Origin of the sequence: Aurantimonas litoralis, assembly GCF_026153195.1 — a bacterium.
In the GTDB taxonomy this organism is placed as follows: Bacteria; Pseudomonadota; Alphaproteobacteria; order Rhizobiales; family Rhizobiaceae; genus Aurantimonas; species Aurantimonas coralicida.
Window position 1 is genome coordinate 11906 of the sequence record NZ_JAPFBM010000012.1, and the last position, 21459, is coordinate 33364.

Genomic DNA, 21459 nt, shown 5'->3' on the forward strand with positions numbered 1-21459 from the left:
CGGGAGCGACCAGCATGGCGGTGAGAAAGGCGACGGACGCAAGTCCGCAGGATCTCGTCAGAAGCATTCGGAATACCTTTCTGAGAGGGCCATCAGGCTGAGAATGTGAAGCGTGCTGGCATAATAGGTTGACGGCTCGAACGCTTTCGCGCGACGCGCCGAATTGCTCTGGCCCAAGCTGCACGCGATGACGTCGAGGATTGCGTCGTAGCCCGGCGAGACCATCGGCTCGATCGGCGTCCCGGTGGTCACGTCGAGCACCGCCAGACCGCTGCGGCCTTCGTCGCCCCAGGCCCGCTGAAGGCTCTCGAGCAGTTGCGGTTCGGTGTTCGTCTGCCAAGCGACGTAGAGCGGGATCCGGACGGCGTTGTAGCCAAAGGTCGGAGCGAAGGCCGCCGCCGGGTGCGGAACCTCACCGCCGATCCCCGTCCAGTCGGACGGGATCTTCTCAGGTGTGGCGTCGATCGCATGCAGCAGCGCGAAGCCGCTCGCTGCGAGGTTCAGCGCCTTGAATTCGGGCATTGTCTCTCCGAGCTCCGCGATTGCGGGAAACACCCAGTAAGACATGTTGACGACCGGCCCGTCGGCGCTGTCCTCGACGGTGAACCCCTGGACACCAGGCAGCAGAACCGTGCCGTAGCGACTGTCGGTCGTGGCAAGCGCCACCACGTCGCCCACGATGGCGCGAGCCTCGCGCAGATGATCCCTGACGCCCCAGAGCTTCCAGGCTCGCAGCAGCGCCCAAGCGATCAGGATGTCCCCGTCCGTGGCGTTGTTGGGGTCGGTGACGTGGGGCGAGGCGGCCGGATCCCATTTCCACGCCGCCAAATTATCGTCCCGCACCATCAGTTCGCGTTCGGTCCAGTCCCACAGGGCATCGAAGCTCTGGCGATCGCCTGCGGCAACGGCGATCAGCATGCCGTAGCCCTGGCCTTCGCTGTGGCTGATCGAGCCGTTTTCACGGTCGATGATCCGCCCTTCGGCGGACATGAAGAGGCTACGATAGAGCTGCCACGACCCGACGATATAGTCGGCCGGCAGGACCTCGGGTGCGGCAGACGTCGCCGTGACGGGGTTGGCGTGCGCGGCCGGAGGATAGGTCATGGCGGGGACCAGCGACGCCAGAGCGCAAAGGGTGAGGATCGATCTCATCGGTCGCGGTTTCCGACCTGCGACAGGAACAGGCGCGTTGAGATGCCGAGCATCAGGGCCAGAAGGATCAGCGTCAGCACATATGCCTGCAGATGGCGAGACAGCCAGCCGGCGAAGACCAGCCGCAGGTTGCCGAAGGATCGCGGTTGCGTCTCGTAGAGGCGCTCCTCGCTGGCGTCGTGGGAGACCACCTGGCCGTCATCGTGAAGGACCGTGACGGCGCCACCGAGCTGCGCCCAGTTTGCTGCCGCAGCCATTGTCTGGACGCCGGCCGTCAGTGTAGCGGCATCCGCTGCAGCGACGACCGTCCAGGCATAGGGGCGATCTCCGGGCGTGGCGGCCTGCGCCATGACCAGCCTGCTGGCTGGTTCCGGCACGTGACCACCGCTGTTGGTGAAGGCGTCGTTCTCGCCCAGGCCGAGAAAGTTCGATGCCTGCGCACTGACGAGACCACCGACCCAGCCGCCGAGTTCCTCGATGCGGGACGCGATGTCGGTGGGGGCAGCGAAGGCATCCGCAAAAGAGGCGATCCGGATGTTGCCAAGCCCCGCTCCGCCCGCCTCCTCCTGCGACAGCGACGCCTGCGTGCCGTCCGTCTCCGCCTTCGCTCCGAGCCTCGACGGGACAGCCAGCCCGACCTGATCCAGTAGAGCAGGCGGGAGATCGGCATATGTGCCGACGGCCAGGAGATCACCCGAGGCGACCATCGGTACGTCGCGCGAGACCTTCACCGGCTGGACGCTTCCGGACGAGGCGGCGATCTGCGCCAGAAGAGTTGCCGCCGCGTCCAGGCCCGGCGCATTCAGGCCGGTGGAATAGATCGTCAGCGTCTCGCTCTCGTCGCCGGCTACGCTTCGGCCTGCCGACATGGCCGCCATATCGGGCAGGTGACCCATCTGCGCGACGCGCGGCAGATGCAGGGCGGAGCCTGGGCCGATGACGAAGCGGGCTGGCATATCGCTGATCGATGCGATGGGTTCGCAGGTTTCGTCGCTGCCGCTCAGGAGCGTCGCCTCGAAGGTGACGCGATTGTGCCCCGGTCGGAGTGCGCTCAGCGGCACCTTCAACGTCTGCTGTTCGATGCGTCCCTGTCTGGTCGAACTCAGGGGCAGTGAGGACACTTGCCGACCATTTGCCCGGACGATGAGCGTGGCGTCCTCCGACAAGCCCGCAGCATAGGCCGCATCGAGTGTGATGTGTGCCGCGTCGTAGTCTGCAGCGTAGAAGTCGCTGGGCAGGTCAAAGGCAATTTCGGAGCGGTAGGCCCGGCCGGCGAATTCTCGCGTGTCGAGCCCCAGGTCGACAAGCGGGATGGATGTCTTGGACGAGACAGTCTGGCCCTGGGGAATGGACAGCGACCTCAGGCCCGCTGCCGTTCCCATCGGCGCGTTCGACCGTGCCTCCTCGACGAGCGCGGCGATCGTCCTGTCGATGTCACCGGTGATCTGCGAGCCGACGAGCAGGGTCGCCCTGCCGCCCGCCTCGGGGGCGATCAGGGATACGTCCGGGGCGACCTGAACGGCCGGACGCGTCGAGGCCGGCGGCACGCCACCCGGCGGTGTGCCGATGATGATGTCGAGGCCGGGGCCGCTCCCGGCGCTGCCAGAAACGGTGACGGCGGGGCGATCGATACCAGCCAAGAGTACGGTAGCCTGAAGGACGCTCATCGCGCGGTCGAGGTCCGCCATCCGGCCGGGACTCTGCACGAGATTGATCGCCATCCGGTCCGTCCCGGTACGGGCGATGGCCGGCAGGTCGGCGAGCGAGGAGAGCTCTACATAGGGGGTTCCGAAGTCGAGGCCGCTGAGTGACGGGGCGATCCGAGTCCACAATTCGTAGGTTCCCTCGATCGAGCAGTCCACGCGATGGTGCTGATCGACCAGGATGCGGATGCCGTTATAGCCGGGCTGTAAGACACCGGCCGGGATGGTGACCGACAATTCACCGCTGCGACCGAGCTGCGTTTCCCCGACCGGCAGATCGTTGATGAAGACGGCCATTCGCGATGTCTCGGGCATGATCGAGACGGCGCTCTGATAGGACAGGACGAATTGTGCCGCCTGGGCGGTTTCCGCTGCCGTGACGTAGAACGGGTAGGCCCGTTCCACGCGCTCGCCGGCGAAGGCCAGTTCGGCCGAACCTGCGTTGAACCTGCGCAGGGTCGCGGATGCGCTTGGATTGGCAGGAGCCGTAACCGCCGCGGGTGGGGCCGGGATGGCAGGCGCTGGAACCGCGAAAGGGTTGGCAGGCTGGGCGGATGCCGCGAGCGGGGCGAGGCTGGCGACCGCCAGCATAGTGGTCGACAGGAGGGTCCTGGAGAAAATCATGATGGTGATACCTTCAGGCGTTGGCTGAGTTCGGCCGGGCTGCCGCCGGGGCCGGTGCGGTGTCCGCCTCCAACGCCGGCTGCTTCGCATCGCGATCGAAGATGAGATGGTGGAACGCGCCCAGCGGGTAGGCGAGACTCCAGCCGATGAAGGCGAAGCTTCCCCCGAGGATGCCGCGGCGGTTGCGCCGGGCCAGACGGGCGGCACGGACCGGGCCGAGATCGGCCAGCATCAGGTTGGCGATCAGCGGGTAGTGCGTGACGCCGGCGCGGAACCGCAGTCCCAAGCCCAGACCGTCCTCGCCACCGCCGAAGCTTTTCACGGTCACCGGCAGCGAGCCCAGTTCGCGGGTGCCGTCCTGGGTCCAGACGAGGAGCCGAGCATCCTCGCGATCGATTGCTTCGGGGAGCCTGCCGAGCACCGCGACCTTGGCGCCGCCCAGCGATACGTCTTCGATCACCACCGGAACCGTTGCTCCCGCGACGACCAGTTCGCCCTTGCGGGCACTGGGCATCCGCGGCGCCTGCCGGCGTTCCATCCGCTCGGTAACGACCCCGAGCGCCGCGCCTGCGACGACCAGGTTCATGAGGTTCCAGGTTCCGACGACCAGCAGCATGCCGCCGATTTCCGGCTCGGTCTGATAGCGATAGATCGCAACACCCATGGTGAGCAGCAGCGCGCCGAAGATCACGAAGTAGGGCCAGGACAGGTCCGAAAGGCGGTCCCGGTCCATCGTCAGTCCCTTCGCAGTGACGTTGAAGGTCGGGCGCCGCGGGTTGATCAGCACGCTCATGATGGCGCGCACCAGATAGACCGACTGGATGTATTCGTAGAGATCCGACACCCAGGGCCAGCGCACGCGGCCGTAAAGATAGTTGCGCAGCAGTTCGCCGGCGAAGAGGTAGGTGAGGGAGTAGGCGACGAACTCATCCACCGAGGCGTCGAAGATCTTCATGTCGAACAGGATGAAGAGCAGCGGCGAGGCCAGGAAGACGAGGCGGACGAACGGAAAGAACCAGAACATTCCGCTCGACATGTAGCAGATGCGCTGTGCCAAGGTCAGGCCGGACCGGAATGCCGGGTTCTTCAACAGCAGGATCTGGATCATGCCCCGGCACCAGCGCGACCGCTGGCCGATGAAACTGACAAGGGTCTCCGGCTGCAGCCCGGAGACCATCGGCCGGTCGACATACAGGCTGTTCCAACCGCGCGAATGGAGATCGAGCGCCGTCTCGCAATCCTCGGTGATGGACACGCCGGAGAAGCCGCCAACCTGGTCGAGAGCCGAGCGGCGCAGCACCGCAGCCGAACCGCAGAAGAACGCGGCGTTCCACTTGTCCAAACCCTTCTGGATCGTGCCGTAGAACATCTCGTTCTCCGACGGCATCGTTCGGAAGGTTGACAGGTTCTTCTCCAACGGGTCGGGATTGGAGAAGAAGTGCGGCGTCTGGACGAGAAACAGCCTGGGATCGCGCTTGAAGAACCCGACGGTCTCGCGCAGGAACTCCCGGGCAGGTGCGTGGTCGGCATCGAACACGACCACCAGCGCACCGGACGAATGCGCCAGTCCGTTGTTAAGATTGCCGGCTTTGGCGTGCACGTTGGCGGGCCGGGTCAGATAGCCGACGCCGAGATCACGGCACAGATACTGCAGTTCTTCGTGACGCGTCTGCGCTGCGAGCGCAGTCTTGTGATCCGACGACAGTCGCTTCTCGTCCGTGCCGCCGTCGTCCAGCAGATACACGTGCAACTTGTCCTGCGGGTAATCGAGGGATTTCGCGGCCGCCAAGGTGAGCGACAGGATGTCGGAGCTCTCGTTGTAGGAGGGCACAAACACGTCGACACTGGGCAACTCGTCGTCCGGATACTGCGGCGCCTGCGGGCGTTCGAGCGGATCGGCAGACACGAAAAGGCTCATCGCCAGCATCAGCAGACAATACATCTCGGCGCCATAGAGGATGATGGCCGGGATGAAGTTGGTGAGATCGTCCGCGGAGGGCAAGGTCGATGTGGTGCGCCAGTACGCGTAACGCAGGACGACAAGGCTGACGGCGCCCAGGAATATATATTTCCATGTGCCGCTCAGACGAAGTGTGTATATGCCAATAGCTACGGCCAGAGCAGTAATCGCAATCAGCCATTGCGCCTCTACGCTCACAGGTTGCTGAACCATTATGAAGAAAAGCAATGCGCAAACCAGCCAGATGCCACCTAAGATCGTTCTAAGCATCGAAACCTCAACTATTTTTGCGCGGGGAGCATGCAGGATTAGATCCCGAAACGACTATGCGGATTTAAACAGGGCGCGGCGTCTTGCGTCAATGTCCGCTCACTTTTACGGTAAGGTCTGGTTAATTGAGAAATATATCCTAGTGACGCTGAGGAAAATGAGCGTCTTTTTGGCACTGGCCGTGCAGAATCTGCACATATCGCCTCCGTTCGAGGCATTTGGCTGAATGCTATAGGCTGGTGTGATGGCGTCCCACCGGGCTCTGTCGCGCCGACGACCATTACGATCCATCGTGGAAGACGGATTTCGCCGCGGAGGGCTGTGCGAGAAGCACTTCGATTGGTGTGGGTGCGGCAATCGTGGCTACGGCGCTATGGCCTTGGTACGTGAGGAGCATTCTGTGAAGGCCAAAGGGGCCGATGGCTTTTTCCCCAAGGTGCCTCCGTACATTCCATGTCGATAGGCGGCGGGACCATCAGTTCCTGTGAGCTTTGCGGCAGATGGCATGCACGTATTCCGCCCGCGGGGCGCGGTTTAATGCGGCGTCGACGCCTTATCGCGCATCTTGATCCACCATCCCGCACCAGGCTCCGCCGCAATGAGAAGGCTCTGGGCTGAGCGGTATCAGATGCCATGCGGATCCCGATGCCGTCGTGATGCGAACCAGGTCGTTGCGGAACTCCAGGTAGCGCGGCAAGGGCAGTGCGTACGCTTCCCCCCGACCCATCAGACGAAGAAGCGAGCCGACGCTGTCCGGCTGAAAAGGGCTGACCGGCGTTCCCCACTGCACAATTCGCAGGGGATTGAGGAGCTGCGCCTGCGCGCTCGTTGCGAAGCCGAGCGTAGCCAAGCAAGCGACGGCGACCATCTTCATCGAGAACCTCGCATTTGATGGGGCTCGATCGCGCCACGCGGGCATCTCGCCGTCAAGTGCTGGGAGTGTGGTGGCCACTGCCTGGTCGGACTGCGGACAGGAAGCGGCATGTGCCACAGCCCGCGTCGCGTGGACCTACAGAGGGCCCTTATCCGGTTCGCAAGGTCGCTCGCGCTACGCACGCGCCTGTCCCGGCAAAGGATTGCGGTATCCTTCAACACTTCGGACGGTCCGAGAAAGAGGATCGTCATCGCCCCGAGCGTCGAGCCACGCGGCAGCGATCCTCGCATCACACTTTGCGGGGCGACGAGGGGTTCCGGTTGCATGCCACTTGCGGTTATCTGGCGCGAGCCATGGATGGGTTCGGTTGTAGCTGGAGCGATCCGTCCGCCAAGTTGAGGTTGTTTGCCGGATGCAACAGATGCGTAACTCGGTGCCGCAGGATGTCGGCCGCAAGCTCCGGCACATGCGCAACCTGCACAATCTCTCGCTGAAGCAGCTTGCTGCGACGGTGGGCTGTTCGGAAAGCATGCTGTCCAAGGTCGAGACGGGCAGGGTCAATCCCACCCTGACGATGCTGCGCAAGCTCGTGGATGCGCTGGGAATCAACATCGCCTTCCTGTTCGAACCGCAGGACGAGGACGCGGCGATCGTCCACCGGGCCGGCGAGCGGCAGGTCATCGGCGTCGGCCAGTCTCGCCGGGGCGCCGGCATCATGCTGGAGCGGCTGCCGCCCGCCGCGCCCCGCAACGTGCTCGAGGCCAACATCCACATCGTCAATCCCGGCGGTTCGACCGACGGCGCCTTCTCGCATGTCGGCGAGGAAATCGGCTTCGTGCTCGAAGGCACCTTCACCTTGACCGTCGAGGGCGTCACCCATGTGCTCGCGCCGGGCGACTCGTTCGCCTTCCGGTCCGAGCGTCCGCACGAATATCGCAATGACGGCGACACGGTCGCCCGGGTGCTCTGGGTCAACACGCCGCCTACTTTCTGAGCACGCCATCAGCTGGTGGGGCAGGGCACCCGCGGTGGTGCCGGCAGCGTCCGTCCTGCCCGCCCAATCGGCAGGCTGCCTGCGGATTGGGCGCGCCCAAAATTCTTACAGAAATCCGTTCAAGTCACTTGAACGCGCACCCGGATCGGGTAGGCTTTCCCCATCGCAGCCCTTGGCGCGCCGCTGTTCGTGGCATGCCGGCAAGGGCTGGTGCGGGTTGGCACAAACGCGAAGGTGAGGCGAAGGTTCATGGCGCAGGCGGCAGGCATCCAGATCTCATGTGCGCAGTTCGAGCCGCGCATCGGTGAGGTCGAGCGCAATGTCGAAGCCAGCCTGAAGCTGATCGGTGAGGCCGCCGATTCCGGCTCCCGGCTGATCGTGCTGCCGGAGCTGTGCAATTCCGGCTACGTCCTGGAAAGCCGTGAAGAGGCCTATGCGCTGTCCGAGAGTGTTGCGACCGGCAGCTCCATCGCCCGTTGGGCGGCGCTGGCAGCCGAGCGCGGTCTTTACCTCGTGGCCGGCTTCCTGGAGCGCGAGGGCGTCAGGCTCTACAACAGCGCGGTTGTGATTGGCCCCGACGGGGTCATCGGCACCTATCGCAAGAACCATCTGTGGGCCGACGAAGCCCTGTATTTCGAACGCGGCGATCTGGGCTTTCCGGTCTTCCATACGCCCTTCGGCCGGATCGGCGTGCTCATCTGCTACGATGGCTGGTTTCCCGAGGCTTGGCGTCTACTGGCGCTGCAGGGCGCCGACATCGTCTGCGTGCCCACCAACTGGGTGCCGATGGCCGAGCAGCCGGCCGGCATGCCGGCCATGGCGAACGTCCTGTGCATGGGCGCGGCGCACAGCAATTCCATGGTGGTCGCCGCCTGCGACCGGGTCGGCACCGAGCGTGGCCAGCCCTTCATCGGCCAGAGTCTCATCGTCGACCACAATGGCTGGCCGGTCGCCGGCCCCGCAAGTGCGGGCGAGCCGGAACTGGTGACCGCCATCTGCGACCTCTCCCAGTCCCGCAGGAAGCGCAACTGGAACGACTTCAACCAGGTCATGCGCGATCGTCGGACGGATCTTTACGGGGAAATGCTGGGCACGGCGGCTCGGCCCGGCTGGTACTGAAACAGGCCTCTCAAACAGGGAAAACACGTCATGAACATCAAGAGTCTAGCCGGAAGCGTCGCGCTTCTGGGAGCCATGGCCTGCGGCGCCTCGGCGCAGGAGCCGATCCAGATCGGCATTCCCGTCGGCCTCAGCGGCGCTAACAGCGTCGTCGCGCCCTCCGTCGTCCAGTCCAGCGAGCTCGCCGTCGAGGAGATCAACGCGGCAGGCGGCATTCTCGGCCGCCAGGTCGAGCTGGTCGTGGCCGATGACGGCAGCGGCGCCCAGGGCGCCCAGCGGGCTTTCGACTCGCTGGTCTTCCAGGACGACGTCGACGTGCTGATCTCCATGGAGACGAGCGCTGCCCGCAATGCCGGCCTGCCGATCGTCAACCGCGCCGGCAAGCCGTTCATCTACACATCCTTCTACGAGGGCCGGTCCTGCAGCCCCTGGATGTTCGTCGATGCCTGGGTGCCCGAGCAGCAGGTCAAGCCGATCGTCGACCACTTCGTCGACAACCTCAGCGCCAAGACATTCTACCTGATCGGCAGCGACTACAATTTCGGCCGCGGAATGCTGGAATTCACCCGCGACTACATCACCGAGCGGGGTGGTGAGGTGCTCGGCGAGCAGTATCTGCCGATGGACGGCTCCGACTGGACCGCGATCATCAGCGATCTGAAGTCGAGCAATCCCGATGCGCTGATCACCTCGACGGCAGGCGGCGCGCCGAACGTCACCTTGACCAAGCAGCTGCGCAATTCCGGCGTCTCGATCCCCTACGGCAACCTCGCCGTCGACGAGGGTACCGCCAAGAACATGGGCGCCGACGCGGCCGGCATCTTCATCTCCCAGTCCTATCTGACCGGCATCGGCAGCGAGGAGAACAAGACCTTCCTGGCCGCCATGGAAGAGAAGTTCGGCAGCGAGCTGAAGACCCCGAACGATCTGTCCGTGCCGCAGTACGAGGCCATCTATCTCTACAAGGCCGCCGCCGAGAAGGCCGGGTCGGTCGAGCCCCAGGCGATCGTCGACGCCCTGCCGGAGGTCTCCTTCACCGGCCCGCGTGGCGCGATCCAGATGAACAAGCAGCATCATACGCCGCTGACCATGTATCTCGGCCAGGTCACCGATGCCGGCGGCGTCGAGGTCATCAAGACCTTCGACAATGTCGATCCCGGCGAGCAGTGCCCGAACCTCTGAGCCGACCACCCACATCATGAGAGATGGCCGGCGGGCGATGTCCGCCGGCCATCTCCACCCGACAGGCACAGGCCGCTGGAGACCGGATGGCGACGCTCTTTCTCGATATTCTGACGACATCTTCGATGCTGTTCATCGTGGCCGCCGGGCTGATGATCATCCTCGGCGTGATGAAACTGATCAATTTCGCCCACGGCGCCTTCCTGACCGTCGGCGGCTACGCCGCCCATGTGGTGACCGATGCCGGCTTCAGTCCATGGCTGACCATTCCCGCCGCTGCCATCGTCGGCTTCCTGCTCGGCGTCGTGGTGGAGCGCCTGATCGTGCGGCCGCTCTACTCGCGCCCGCTCGACGCGATCCTCGCCACCTGGGGGCTCGGCATCGTCATCGCGCAGGTCATCGTCTTCATCTTCGGCCGTGAAGTGCAGTTCGCCGCCAGCCCGATTTCCGGCACGACCGACATCTTCGCCACGACCTATTCGTCCTGGCGGCTGATCCTCGTAGCCGTCGCCGTGATCATCGGCGGGCTCCTGACGGCGCTTCTGTATCTGACCCGCTTCGGCCTTCATGCCCGGGCGGTGATCATGAACGAGAACCTTGCCCGCGGCCTCGGCATCGACAGCGTCCGGGTGCGCGCCATGACCTTCGGCCTCGGTGCCGCGCTGGCCTGCGCCGCCGGCGCGCTGATCACGCCGCTGCTCTCGGTCGACCCGAACATGGGCCTGCCCTGGCTGGTCAATTCCTTCATGCTGGTGCTGGTCTCCGGGGTTGCGATCCCCGGACTGGCGCTCGCCTCGCTGTTCCTCGGCGGCGCCCAGGTGCTGGTCAGCACCTTCGTCAGCCCGATCCTCGGCGGTATCACCATTGTCGTCCTCGCCGCAGTCATCCTGCGTATCAAACCCCAAGGACTGTCCCGTGGCTGACAACATTTCGAACGCGTCGCAGCGCTCGTCCCGCCAGATCTGGACGACGCTCGCCGGGGCCGCCGTCGCACTCGTCATCGTGGCGACCGCACCGCTCTATCTCGACACCTACATGACCAACGTCCTGATCCGGGCGCTCTTCCTCGGCGTCCTGGCGCTGACGGTGGATCTCGTCTGGGGCTATACGGGCGTCCTGACCTTCGGCCAGTCGGCCTTCTTCGGCATCGGCGCCTATGCCTGCGCACTGGTCGCCACCCATTGGGGCTTCGGTCCGGGCTGGTTCGCGCTCGCGCTGGTCATCGGCATCGTCGCCGCGGCGGTGACCGCCTGGCTGGTGGGCCTCCTGTCCTTCTATCACGGCGCCTCGCCGCTCTATTCCTCGATCATGACGCTGGCACTGCCGATCGTGCTCGTCCAGATCATCTTCGCGGGCGGCCGGTTCACCGGCTCGAGCAGCGGCCTGTCAGGCTTCCCGACCTATTACTGGTCGATCGACACCTGGTTCGTGATCGCCGGCATCCTGCTCGTGGCGGTCGCCACCGTTGCCTGGCTCTTCGTGCGCTCCGACTACGGCCGCATCCTCGTAGCGATCCGCGAGAACGAGGACCGCTGCGCCTATCTCGGCATCCCGGTCTCGCGCATCAAGATCGGCCTGTTCGTCGCCTGCGGCGCCATCGGCGCGGTCGCCGGCTTCGGCTATGCCGCCTTCACCAACGTCGTGGCGCCCGAACTCGGCGGCTTCCTGCTCGGCACGGAATCGCTGATCTGGGTGGCGCTCGGCGGACGCGGCACGCTGCTCGGCCCGATCCTCGGCGCCATCGGCATCGACGTGACGTCGTCCTATCTGTCCGGCAGCCTGCCGTTCCTGTGGAAGTTCATCGTCGGCGTCGTCTTCGTGCTGGTGATTATCCTCCTGCCGAACGGCTTCGCCTCGCTGGTCACCGGTGCCTGGCGCCGGTATCGCGCGCGCTCCAACCCCGAAGGCGAGGGCCATCACGCCGCCGGCGTCCGTCTGGTTGCCGCCGAGGGAACCGGCGTGCGACCCACGGCAACATCCGTTGCGCCGATCCGCATCGCGGCCCTGACGTGTCGCTATGGCAGCCTCACCGTCCTCGACGGCATCGAGGTGGAAGCGCGCGAAGGGCAGCTTCTGAGCATCGTCGGCCCGAACGGCGCTGGCAAGACGACGCTGATGCGCTGCATCAGCAACGGCACCGAGCGCACCAGCGGCCAGGTGACCGTCGCGGGCACCGAGATCGGTCGCCGTTCGCCGCAGAAGATCGTCGGGCTCGGCGTCGGTCGTAGCTTCCAGAATACCAGCCTGTTCGACAGCCTGACGGTGGGTGACTGCCTGCGGCTGGCCCGCTACCGCATCGACGGCGCCTCTGCCTTCGTGCGGCGGCAGACGGTGGCGCTGCCGGAGCCGGCGCTGGAGATCCTGCGGGCAACCGGGCTCGACCAGCAGCTGGGCCTGGAGACCCGCTATCTGTCCCACGGCATGAAGCGCGGTCTGGAACTCGCCATGGTGCTGGCCACCGAGCCGCGCGTCCTCCTGCTCGACGAGCCGACCGCCGGACTGACCAAGTCCGAGCGCACGGCGATCGGCCACGTCCTGACCCGCCTCGTCGAGGAATACGGGCTCTGCGTTTTCCTGATCGAGCACGATCTCGACTTTGTCCGGGAAATCTCCAACCGGATCGTCGTCCTCCACCAGGGCAAGCTCCTGCTCGACGGCAGCGTCGAGGAGGTCGTCTCGTCCGATCTCGTCAAGGCGGTCTATGCCGGCCACAATCTGGAGACCGCCGCATGAGCGCAGCACAGAACCTCACGCCCCGAGAGAACTGGCTTGCCGTCGAAAATGTCAGCAGCGGCTACGGCGCGGCGACCGTGGTGCGCGACGTCAGCTTCGGCATCGCGCCCGGCGAGATCCTGGTGATCCTCGGCAAGAACGGCATGGGCAAGTCGACGCTGCTCAAGACCATCATGGGCTATGTGCGGGCGTCGCGTGGCACCATCCGCCTTGGCGGGGAGGAGATCACCAACCGTCCGCCGCACCTGATCGCGCGCCAGTCGGTGGCCTATACGCCGCAGGAATTCGCGATCTTCCAGGACCTGACCGTGGAGGAAAACCTCCGCCTCGGCGTGGAAAGCGACAGGCTGCTCGCCGAGCGGATGGGCGACGTGGAAGCAGCCTTCCCGGTCATCGCCCGGCGCTTTCGCCAGCGCGCCGGTACGCTGAGCGGCGGCGAGCAGAAGATGCTGCTGTTGTCGCGCGGCCTCGTCGCCCGGCCGAAGATCATGCTCATCGACGAGATCTCCGAAGGCTTGCAGCCCTCCATGGTCACCAAGATGGCCGAGGTGCTGCGGCAGACCAAGGAGAAGAACGGCGTCGCCGTGCTCCTGGTCGAGCAGAACCTGCCCTTCGCCCTGTCGGTCGCCGACCGCTACGCGATCCTGAAGATCGGCGAGATCGTCGAGCAGGGGGATGCGGCCCACACCGACACCGCCGCGACGCTCGAACAGCATCTGCGGATCTAGCGGCAAGCCAAACGGGAGCTGCTTGACTGCCATGGAAGCCAACACCTACTCCATCGTCGCGCGGTGCGCGCGAACCGGCGAACTGGGCGTCGCGGTGGCTTCGGCCGTGCCGGCCGTTGGGTCGATGTGCCCCTATGTCCGGCCCGGCCTCGGTGCGGTGACGACCCAGTCCTGGGTCAATCCCTACCTCGCCTCGGCCATTCTCGATGTGCTCGGGGAGGGGGCGGGCGTCGAAGCTGCCCTTGCCACGGCCATGGCGGCCGATCCGGAGGCCCATCTCAGGCAGGTCGGCGTCGTCGACGCGGCCGGCGGCTCGGCGTCCTGGACCGGAGACGCCTGCACACCCGCCCATGCCGCGGCCACCGGCACGGATTATGCCGCCCAGGGCAACATGCTGACCGGCCCCGAGGTCATCGCCGCCATGGAAACCAGCTTCACTGGCACGGCGGACGAGCCGCTCGGCGAACGGCTGATGCGCTGCCTCGAAGCCGCTCGGCGCGGGCGGCGACAAGCGCGGCAAGCAGTCGGCAGCGTTGCTGGTTTACGCCGGCGAAGCCTATGCGCGGCTCGACCTGCGCGTCGACGAGGATGCCAATCCGGTGGCGCGGCTGCGCCGGACCTTCGAGGTCGCCAAGCTCCAGCTCGTGCCCTTTGTCGACGGCATGCCGCGGCGCGAACGGCCGAGCGCTTTCCCGCAGGAGGTGATGGACCTCCTGCTCAGATCGCCGCCGGACCGTCCGGGCGGCGGCGGCAGCCGCGAGCCGTGACCGGAACGAGGAGAGAGCCGATGCAGGACGAACGCGAGATCGATCCCGAGACGCTGATCCGCGTCGATCGGGTGGCCGAGGTGCGGGCCGCCTACGCCACTATCGCCGAACAGATCGGCGCGCTGCGCGGTCTCGATCTGGGCGAGACCCACCCGGCCATCGTGTTCCGGCCGTTGCGCCGCGGGGAGAACGCCTGATGGACATCGACACCGCCTTCGATGCGCCGATCGGCGAGGTGGCCAGGGCAATCCGGGACGCGAAGCTGTCACCGGTGGATCTCGTCGGTGCCTGCCTCGATCGGATCGCGACCCGCGACGGCACGCTCCAGTCCTTCGTCCATGTGGCCGGCAACGCGCTGGAACAGGCGAAGTCGGCGGAACTGGCCGTGCGCGACGGTCGGGCACTGGGCCCGCTCCACGGCATCCCGATCGCGGTCAAGGACAATTACCTGACGGCCGACATGCCGACGACGGCCGGTACGGCTGCCGAGATCGCCTTTCCGAAGGAGGACGGCGCCGCCATCGCCCGGCTGCGCAAGGCCGGGGCGATCCTCATCGGCAAGACGCGGATGCACGAATTCGCCTGGGGCATGGAGACCCCGCCGGCCCGCAACCCCCATGACGAGGGGCGGGTACCGGGCGGATCGAGCGGCGGGTCAGGGGCTGCCGTTGCCGCTGGATTCTGCCTCGCCGCGACCGGCTCCGATACCGGCGGCTCCATCCGCATCCCGGCCAGCCTCTGCGGAACGGTGGGCTTCAAGCCGACCTTCGGCCGGATCGGCCGCTCCGGCATCGTGCCGCACAGCTGGTCGCTGGACCATGCCGGCCCGCTCACCCGCAACGTCGCCGATGCGGCGCTGCTCGTCGACGTGATGTCGGGGCACGATCCAGACGATGCGGCATCGGCGAACGAGCCGCCCACCGATCTGGCGCCGCTCGCGGCCGCGCCCGTCGAGGGGCTGCGCGTCGGCGTCTGCCGCAACCATTTCTTCGAGGCTCTTGACAGCGAAGTCGCGGCCGCGGTCGAGGCGACGATCGAGCGCCTGGCCGCTGCCGGCGCACAGATCGTCGAATTCGAGGTCCCGGAACTCGCCTGTGGCCTCGGCGCGATCTTCGCCATCGAACTGTCGTCCTCGACCGCCTACCATCTCCCGCATCTGGCCTCCGGCGCCATCGACGACTACAGCGAGGACGTCAGGCTGCTGGTCGAGATGGGTCGGCTGGTGACGGGCTCCGACTACCTCCAGGCGGAACGCTACCGCCGGCTCCTGGCCGGCAAGTTCCAGACGGTGTTTGATCGGGTCGACGTGGTGGTCGGGCCGAGCATGCCGATCACCGCCTGGGAGATCGGCCAGCGCGAGGTGGTGCTGGGTGGCCGGCGCGAGAGCGTGCTGGAGACCTCCTGGCGCTTCACCTATCCGTGGAACCTGCTCGGTCTGCCGGCAATCAGCCTGCCCTGTGGGACCGACTCCCGCGGGTTGCCGATCGGCTTCCAGATCGCCGGCGCGGCCTTCGACGAGGCGAGCGTCGTGCGGGCTGCTGCTGTGGTCGAACGGACGCTCAAGGCCTGACCGGAAACGTCCTGATCACGCCGCGCGGGCCTTACTCGGCCAGCGTTGCTTTCAGCCAGTCGACGAAGCGTTGCACCTTGCGGCGATTGAGGTGCTGGTGGGGGCAGACCAGCCAGAGCGAGCGTTGTGTCACACGTTTCTCGTGCCGCATGGGGCGAACCAGCCGGCCGTCGGCGATCTCGCGCTGGGCGGTCAGGTCCGATTCCAGCGCCAGCCCGATACCGGCGACCGCCATGTCGATCGACATGTGCGCCCGGTCGAAGAGGGCGCGTTGCAGGCCCTTGGGCGGCGCCACGCCCTGGGCGTCGAACCAGTGCGACCATTGCACCACGTTCTTGACCGAATGCAGCAGCCGGAAACGCGTCAGATCGGCGATTTCGAGCGAGCCTGCCGGCGCACAGCCCGGCGCGCACAGGACCGACATTTCCTCGTCCCGCAGACATTCGGTGTAAAGGCCCGGCCAGCCGCCCGAGCCATGGCGGATCTCCAGGTCGATCGCCTCGCGGCTGTAGTCCGGCGGCTCGTTCGTGGCGTCGACATGCAGTTCGATGTCGGGGTTCGCCGTGATGAAGCCCGGCAGGCGCGGCAGCACCCAGGTGTTGGCGAAGGTCGGCGCGATGCGCACGTTCAGCACCGTGTAGGAATGGCGCTCGCGCATCTGTTCGGTGACGCTCGCGACGCGCTCGACCTCGTGCCGGATCAGATCGAAATAGCGTTCGCCCGCTTCCGTCAGGATGACGCCACGGCCGGTCCGCGAGAACAGGCGCATGCCGAAATAGGCTTCCAGAAGCTGGATCTGCTGGCTGATCGCCGACGGGGTGACGCCGATGCTGTCGCTCGCCTCGACCATGCTGCCGGCGCGAGCGGTGGCGTGAAAGGCGAGAATGGCGCGGAACGGGATCGGCATCGGAATTAGATATTCTAATCAATGCGCCGGCGAAAGTCGTTTGCCCCGTCTCATCTTTGGCCAGTATTCCAGATCTCAGGCCATCGCGCGTGCCGGAGGATGGGCGCGCGATCGGATTGGGCGAAGGCCCGCCGCCGATCGGGGGAGAGACGCGTCAGGCCGGGGAGGGAGGCCCTGCGCCGATGCGATACGAGCGCCAACGCCGGGAGACCGGCAGGAGACTGCGGCGCCTGGCGATCGGCGGCGGTCGTTCCGCGGAATCCTTCATCACCGATCCAGCAGAACTGTCCGGGCCGTCTGAGCATCATCTTCTAGGGAGACCCTTCGCCATGAACCTCTACACAAAGCTTCTCGCACGCCAGACCGCCGGCAAGCCCATTCGCGTCGGCCTGATCGGCGCGGGCAAGTTCGGATCGATGTTCCTGTCACAGGTCCGGCACATTCCCGGCATGCATCTCTACGGCATCGCGGACTTGTCCGCCGACCGCGCGAAGGCGGCGCTGACCAACACCGGCTGGGACGCCGAGGCGGCGACCACGTCGAGCTTCGAGGATGCGCTGGCTTCCGGCCGGACCTGCATCACCGAGGATGGCGAGGCGCTGATCCGCGCCGACGGCCTCGACGTGGTGATCGACGCGACCGGCCATCCGGCGGCCGGCATCCGCCACGCCTTGCTGGCGGCCGAGCAGGGTCGCCACATGGTCATGGTGAATGTCGAGGCCGACGTTCTGGCCGGCGCCTATCTGGTCGAGGAGTTCGACCGCGCCGGGCTGGTCTATTCCATGGCCTATGGCGACCAGCCGGCGCTGGTCTGCGAGATGATCGACTGGGCCCGCACCTGCGGCTTCCGCGTCGTGGCCGCCGGCAAGGGCACCAAGTACCTGCCGCAATACGCCGCCTCGACGCCGGACACGGTCTGGGATCATTACGGCTTGACGTCCGAGGAGGCGGCGAAGGGCGGCATGAACCCGCAGATGTTCAACTCGTTTCTGGACGGCACCAAGTCGGCGCTCGAAATGGCGGCGATCTCCAACGCGTCGGGACTCCTGGCACCGCGCGACGGGCTGCTGTTTCCCCCCGTCGGCACCCATGACCTTGCCGAGATCCTGAAGCCGCGTTCTCATGGCGGCATTCTCGAACAGGCCGGCATGGTGGAGGTGATCTCCAGTCTGGAGCGAGACGGCCGGCATGTCTTCGGCGATCTGAGATGGGGCGTCTACATCACCTTCGAGGCGATGGAGGATGACGGCCGCGGCGCCGACTACGTCCGCCGCTGCTTCCGCGAATATCAGGTCGTCACCGACAGTTCGGGCCGCTATGCGACCCTGTTCCGGCCGTCCCATCTCATCGGGCTGGAGCTTGGCGTCAGTGTCGCCAACGCCGCGCTGCGCGGCGAGCCGACCGGCCGGACCAACGGGCTCGTCTCGGATGTCGTGGCCGTCGCCAAGAAGGCCCTCAAGCCCGGCGATGTGCTCGACGGCGAGGGCGGCTTCACCGTCTGGGGCCGGATCGCCCGCGCCGAGGATTCCCTGGCCATGGGCGGCCTGCCGATCGGCCTGGCGCATAACATGCCGCTGAAGCGCGCCGTCGCCGAGGGGCAGATGCTGAGCTGGGACGATGTCGAGGCGACCGAGAGCCAGGCCGTGACGATCCGCCGGACGATGGAGGATCGCGCCCGCACCCAACGCGCCGCCGCGGCCTGAGCCGACGAGACCCGGCGCGCATCTGCCCGCCGGGTGGCCGCGCCGGGGCGATGACCTCAGACGAAGCACCGCCGCAACTTGCGGCGGCGTTCGTACGTGGCAGCTAGGGCGCGCCGCGTCAGATCCCAAGCAGGTGGCGGGCCGAGAGCGGTAAGTCATCCCGCAACCTTCGGACGCTTGTCCGCTCGCGCGGCGCGAAAACATTACGTTTTTCGCATGTCATGTGGTTCTGTGGTTCGACGCATCGTCTTATCGCAGGGAAGACCGGAATGAAGCGCGCGCATGGCTGAAGCGAGGGACGGGCGTATGGCCGCCGCTCCGAGGGGGGCGCTGGTCCGGCGTCTGGCGCGGATCGGGGCGATCGTCTGCGCGCTGACGGGGCTGGCGGTGGGCCTGCTCGCCTGGGGTGTCGGCCGGCCCGACATCGCCGATCTGGCGTGGACCGCGGGCGTGATCCCGGTCCTGATCATACTGGTCGGCGAGATCGTCGTCAGCCTGCGGCAGGGCAATTTCGGTCTCGACATCGTCGCGGCACTGGCGATGCTTGCGGCGCTTCTGGTCGGCGAGACATTGGCGGCCGCGGTGGTGGCGCTGATGTATGCCGGCGGCCAGGCGCTGGAGGCATTCGCCGAAGGCCGCGCCGGCCGCGAGATGACCGCGCTGCTCGACCGCGTGCCCAAACATGCGACGCGCTATCGCGACGGCGCGCTGGAAACCGTGCCCATCGCCGCCATCGCGCCGGGCGACCGGCTGCTGATCCATCTCGGCGACGTGCTGCCGGTGGACGGAACCGTCGCCGGCGCGGCGCTGCTCGACCAGTCGGCGCTGACCGGGGAATCGCTGCCGGTCGCGCGCAGCGACGGCGAGGCCGCGATGAGCGGCGCCAGCAATGTCGGCGCCGCCTTCGATCTGGTGGCGGGCGAATCGGCGGCCCGCAGCACCTATGCCGGCATCGTGCGCATGGTGGAGGAGGCGGCCCGGGCCAAGGCGCCGATGGCCCGGCTCGCCGATCGCTACGCTTTGGGCTTCATGGCGGTGACCATCGCCCTGTCGCTCGGGGCATGGTGGCTGTCGGGCGATGCGGTGCGCGCCGTCGCGGTTCTCGTCGTGGCGACACCCTGTCCGCTGATCCTGGCGGTCCCGGTCGCCATCGTCGCCGGCATGTCCCGGGCGGCCGGAAGAGGCGTCCTGGTCAAGGGCGGCGGGGCGCTCGAAACCCTCGGCCGGATCGACACGCTCGTCGTCGACAAGACCGGGACGTTGACCCATGGCATTGCCGCGGTCACCCGGATCGTCGCGTCCAAGGGCTGGGACGAGGCCGAGATCCTGCGTCTGGCCGCAAGTCTCGACCAGTTGTCGCAGCATGCGATCGCACGGGCGCTGGTTGCCGAGGCGCATCGCCGGGACCTCGCCCTCGTCATGCCGCAGGACGGACGTGAAGTGGCCGGCGAAGGCGTGGAAGGCACGATCGACGGCCGCGCCATGCTTGTCGGCGGACGCCATCACGTCGCGTCGGCCCTGGCGCCGGACGAGCTTGCGGCGCTCGATGCGGCGGTGCCGGCCGGCGCGCTGATCGTCGCGCTGGTGGTGGAGGGCCGGCTCGCCGGTCTCATCCTGATGCAGGACGGCCTGCGCGACGGTGTCGGTGCGACGCTCGCCCGGATGCGGGCCCTCGGCGTCGGCCGGATCGTCCTGGCTACCGGGGACCGCCGCGATGTCGCGCTGGCCGTGACGGGGGACCTCGGCCTCGACGCCGTCGCCGCCGACCTCGTGCCGCAGGACAAGATCGCGCTGGTCGGCCGGGAAAAGGCCGGCGGCTCGGTGATGATGGTCGGCGACGGGGTCAACGACGCGCCGGCGCTGGTTGCGGCCGATCTCGGCGTGGCGATGGGCGTCGAAGGCGCCGCCGCCTCGGCGGAAGCGGCCGACATCATCCTCCTGCGCGACGATCTGGACGGGCTGGCCGATGCCATGGCCATCGCCCGCCACTCGCGCCGCATCGCGCTGCAGAGCGTCGTCGTCGGGCTGGGACTGTCGGGCCTCGGCATGCTCGCGGCGGCCGCGGGCTATCTGCCGCCCGTGCAGGGGGCACTCCTGCAGGAGGTGATCGACGTCGCCGTCATCCTCAACGCCCTGCGCGCCCTGCGCCCAGGCTGACCGGCGATCGGTCCGCCCTGGGATCAAAGCGGCTGTACGACCGCTGATCCCGGAATGTCTGGCCGGGTTTCTGAGACGATATCTGTCTGAAAAATTGATGGTGGGCGCGACAGGGATTGAACCTGTGACCCCCTCGGTGTGAACGAGGTGCTCTCCCGCTGAGCTACGCGCCCCAGCCGGCGCGGTGAGCCGCGTCGGGGACGCCGCGATATAGTGCCGCTTCGTGGCCCGCGTCAACCGCCATTCACGGCTTCGTTCGCGTCACTTCGCCCGCATTGGCGACGAGCCGTTCCACGAGGCCGATGTCGAGGCTGGCATAATCCTCGATGATGACGCTGGCGCGGGCTCTTGCCGCCGCGTCCGGCGCATAGCCGAAATCCACCAGCACCGAGGGCACGCCCGCCGCCACCGCGGTGTCGATGTCGGTCACCGTGTCGCCGACCATCACCGACAGGTCGGACCGCCCGCCGGCCAGCGCGATCGTCTCGCGGAGATGCAGCGGGTCGGGCTTGCGCCGGGCAAATGTGTCGGCGCCGCAGATCGCGGCGAAGCGATCGGCGACGGCCAGCGCATTCAGCAGCAGGCCGGCGAGCCGCTCGTACTTGTTGGTGCAGACCGCCAGCCGCATGCCGGCGGCTTCCAGCCGGTCCATCGATTCGAGGACGCCGGGAAACAGCCGCGACTCGTCGGCGATATGGTCCTGGTAATAGGCGATGAAGCGCGTCACCTGATCGCGCATCTCGGCGTCGTCGAGGTCGCGGCCGTCGCGGCGATAGGCCTCGCGCAGCATCACCTTGGCGCCGTGGCCGGCATGCGGGCGCACGACGTCGAGCGGCATCGGCGCCATGCCCGCAGCGGCGAGGCAATGATTGAGGCTCGCGGCGAGATCGGGGGCGGTGTCGACGAGCGTGCCGTCGAGGTCGAAGACGGCGATGCCGGTCATGATCTGTCCTTGCGGGTGACGGGAGCCGGCGCTGGCGCCGCGGATCGGCGTTTGCTTCGCAATCCGCGTCCGC

At 66.9% G+C, this 21459-nt stretch carries 16 protein-coding genes, 1 tRNA gene and 1 pseudogene; 11 read left to right on the top strand and 7 right to left on the bottom strand.

The genetic code is table 11. The features are described 5' to 3' along the window. Positions 1 to 57: 57 nt before the first annotated feature. The 4 genes from N7I30_RS19395 to N7I30_RS19410 form a co-directional block, all read right to left on the bottom strand. The gene (locus tag N7I30_RS19395; RefSeq protein ID WP_228240942.1) at positions 58 to 1152 is read right to left on the bottom strand and encodes a family 8 glycosyl hydrolase; all 1095 of its coding nucleotides are present in this window, start codon (positions 1150 to 1152) and stop codon (positions 58 to 60) included. After that, positions 1149 to 3446, bottom strand: coding sequence for a cellulose biosynthesis cyclic di-GMP-binding regulatory protein BcsB (locus N7I30_RS19400; RefSeq protein ID WP_228240941.1), 2298 nt, complete (start codon positions 3444 to 3446; stop codon positions 1149 to 1151). The genes N7I30_RS19395 and N7I30_RS19400 overlap by 4 nt, the downstream gene beginning before the upstream one ends. 46 nt (positions 3447 to 3492) lie before the next feature. Further along, complete coding sequence (gene bcsA, locus N7I30_RS19405) at positions 3493 to 5709, bottom strand: UDP-forming cellulose synthase catalytic subunit (protein WP_228240940.1); 2217 nt, start codon at positions 5707 to 5709, stop codon at positions 3493 to 3495. A 553-nt stretch (positions 5710 to 6262) separates the two neighbouring features. Next, positions 6263 to 6583: a hypothetical protein gene (locus tag N7I30_RS19410; RefSeq protein ID WP_228240935.1), complete on the bottom strand. Its 321-nt coding sequence runs from the start codon at positions 6581 to 6583 to the stop codon at positions 6263 to 6265. A gap of 421 nt (positions 6584 to 7004) precedes the next feature. On the opposite strand from N7I30_RS19410, the gene N7I30_RS19415 reads away from it, so the two are divergent. From N7I30_RS19415 to N7I30_RS19455, 9 genes and pseudogenes are all read left to right on the top strand, one after another. After that, positions 7005 to 7577, top strand: coding sequence for a cupin domain-containing protein (locus N7I30_RS19415; protein ID WP_228240934.1), 573 nt, complete (start codon positions 7005 to 7007; stop codon positions 7575 to 7577). A 249-nt stretch (positions 7578 to 7826) separates the two neighbouring features. Then, positions 7827 to 8696, top strand: coding sequence for a nitrilase family protein (locus N7I30_RS19420; RefSeq protein WP_491390143.1), 870 nt, complete (start codon positions 7827 to 7829; stop codon positions 8694 to 8696). A 30-nt stretch (positions 8697 to 8726) separates the two neighbouring features. Next, positions 8727 to 9878 carry a substrate-binding protein gene (locus tag N7I30_RS19425; protein WP_483212425.1) on the top strand — a complete coding sequence of 384 codons (1152 nt, stop codon included), beginning with the start codon at positions 8727 to 8729 and terminating at the stop codon, positions 9876 to 9878. 86 nt (positions 9879 to 9964) lie between these two features. Beyond that, on the top strand, positions 9965 to 10801 hold the full coding sequence (locus tag N7I30_RS19430) for a branched-chain amino acid ABC transporter permease (RefSeq protein WP_421461751.1): 837 nt from the start codon (positions 9965 to 9967) through the stop codon (positions 10799 to 10801). Continuing rightward, complete coding sequence (locus N7I30_RS19435; RefSeq protein ID WP_498640860.1) at positions 10794 to 12611, top strand: branched-chain amino acid ABC transporter ATP-binding protein/permease; 1818 nt, start codon at positions 10794 to 10796, stop codon at positions 12609 to 12611. Before N7I30_RS19430 ends, N7I30_RS19435 begins: the two co-directional genes overlap by 8 nt. Then, entirely contained in the window at positions 12608 to 13339 is a 732-nt protein-coding gene (locus N7I30_RS19440; RefSeq protein ID WP_491390142.1) for an ABC transporter ATP-binding protein, read from the top strand. The genes N7I30_RS19435 and N7I30_RS19440 overlap by 4 nt, the downstream gene beginning before the upstream one ends. A gap of 31 nt (positions 13340 to 13370) precedes the next feature. Beyond that, positions 13371 to 14106 (top strand): annotated as a pseudogene (locus tag N7I30_RS19445) (DUF1028 domain-containing protein). A gap of 20 nt (positions 14107 to 14126) precedes the next feature. Further along, positions 14127 to 14303 carry a hypothetical protein gene (locus N7I30_RS19450; RefSeq protein WP_483212428.1) on the top strand — a complete coding sequence of 59 codons (177 nt, stop codon included), beginning with the start codon at positions 14127 to 14129 and terminating at the stop codon, positions 14301 to 14303. After that, a complete protein-coding gene (locus N7I30_RS19455) occupies positions 14303 to 15676 on the top strand; it encodes an amidase (RefSeq protein WP_483212429.1) in 1374 nt (457 codons plus the stop codon). The genes N7I30_RS19450 and N7I30_RS19455 overlap by 1 nt, the downstream gene beginning before the upstream one ends. A 31-nt stretch (positions 15677 to 15707) precedes the next feature. Here the strand turns inward: N7I30_RS19455 and N7I30_RS19460 are convergent, their stop codons facing one another. Beyond that, positions 15708 to 16583, bottom strand: a complete 876-nt coding sequence (locus tag N7I30_RS19460) for a LysR substrate-binding domain-containing protein (RefSeq protein WP_491390140.1) — start codon at positions 16581 to 16583, stop codon at positions 15708 to 15710. 329 nt (positions 16584 to 16912) lie between these two features. On the opposite strand from N7I30_RS19460, the gene N7I30_RS19465 reads away from it, so the two are divergent. After that, on the top strand, positions 16913 to 18286 hold the full coding sequence (locus N7I30_RS19465) for an NAD(P)H-dependent oxidoreductase (protein WP_491390139.1): 1374 nt from the start codon (positions 16913 to 16915) through the stop codon (positions 18284 to 18286). A gap of 306 nt (positions 18287 to 18592) precedes the next feature. Next, positions 18593 to 20443, top strand: a complete 1851-nt coding sequence (locus tag N7I30_RS19470) for a heavy metal translocating P-type ATPase (protein WP_228240921.1) — start codon at positions 18593 to 18595, stop codon at positions 20441 to 20443. Positions 20444 to 20541: 98 nt separating this feature from the next. Here the strand turns inward: N7I30_RS19470 and N7I30_RS19475 are convergent. Both N7I30_RS19475 and N7I30_RS19480 read right to left on the bottom strand, forming a co-directional pair. Continuing rightward, positions 20542 to 20616 (bottom strand) — tRNA-Val (locus N7I30_RS19475). Between the two features lie 71 nt (positions 20617 to 20687). Beyond that, positions 20688 to 21386, bottom strand: coding sequence for an HAD-IA family hydrolase (locus N7I30_RS19480; protein ID WP_498640861.1), 699 nt, complete (start codon positions 21384 to 21386; stop codon positions 20688 to 20690). Between the last annotated feature and the right edge of the window lie 73 nt (positions 21387 to 21459).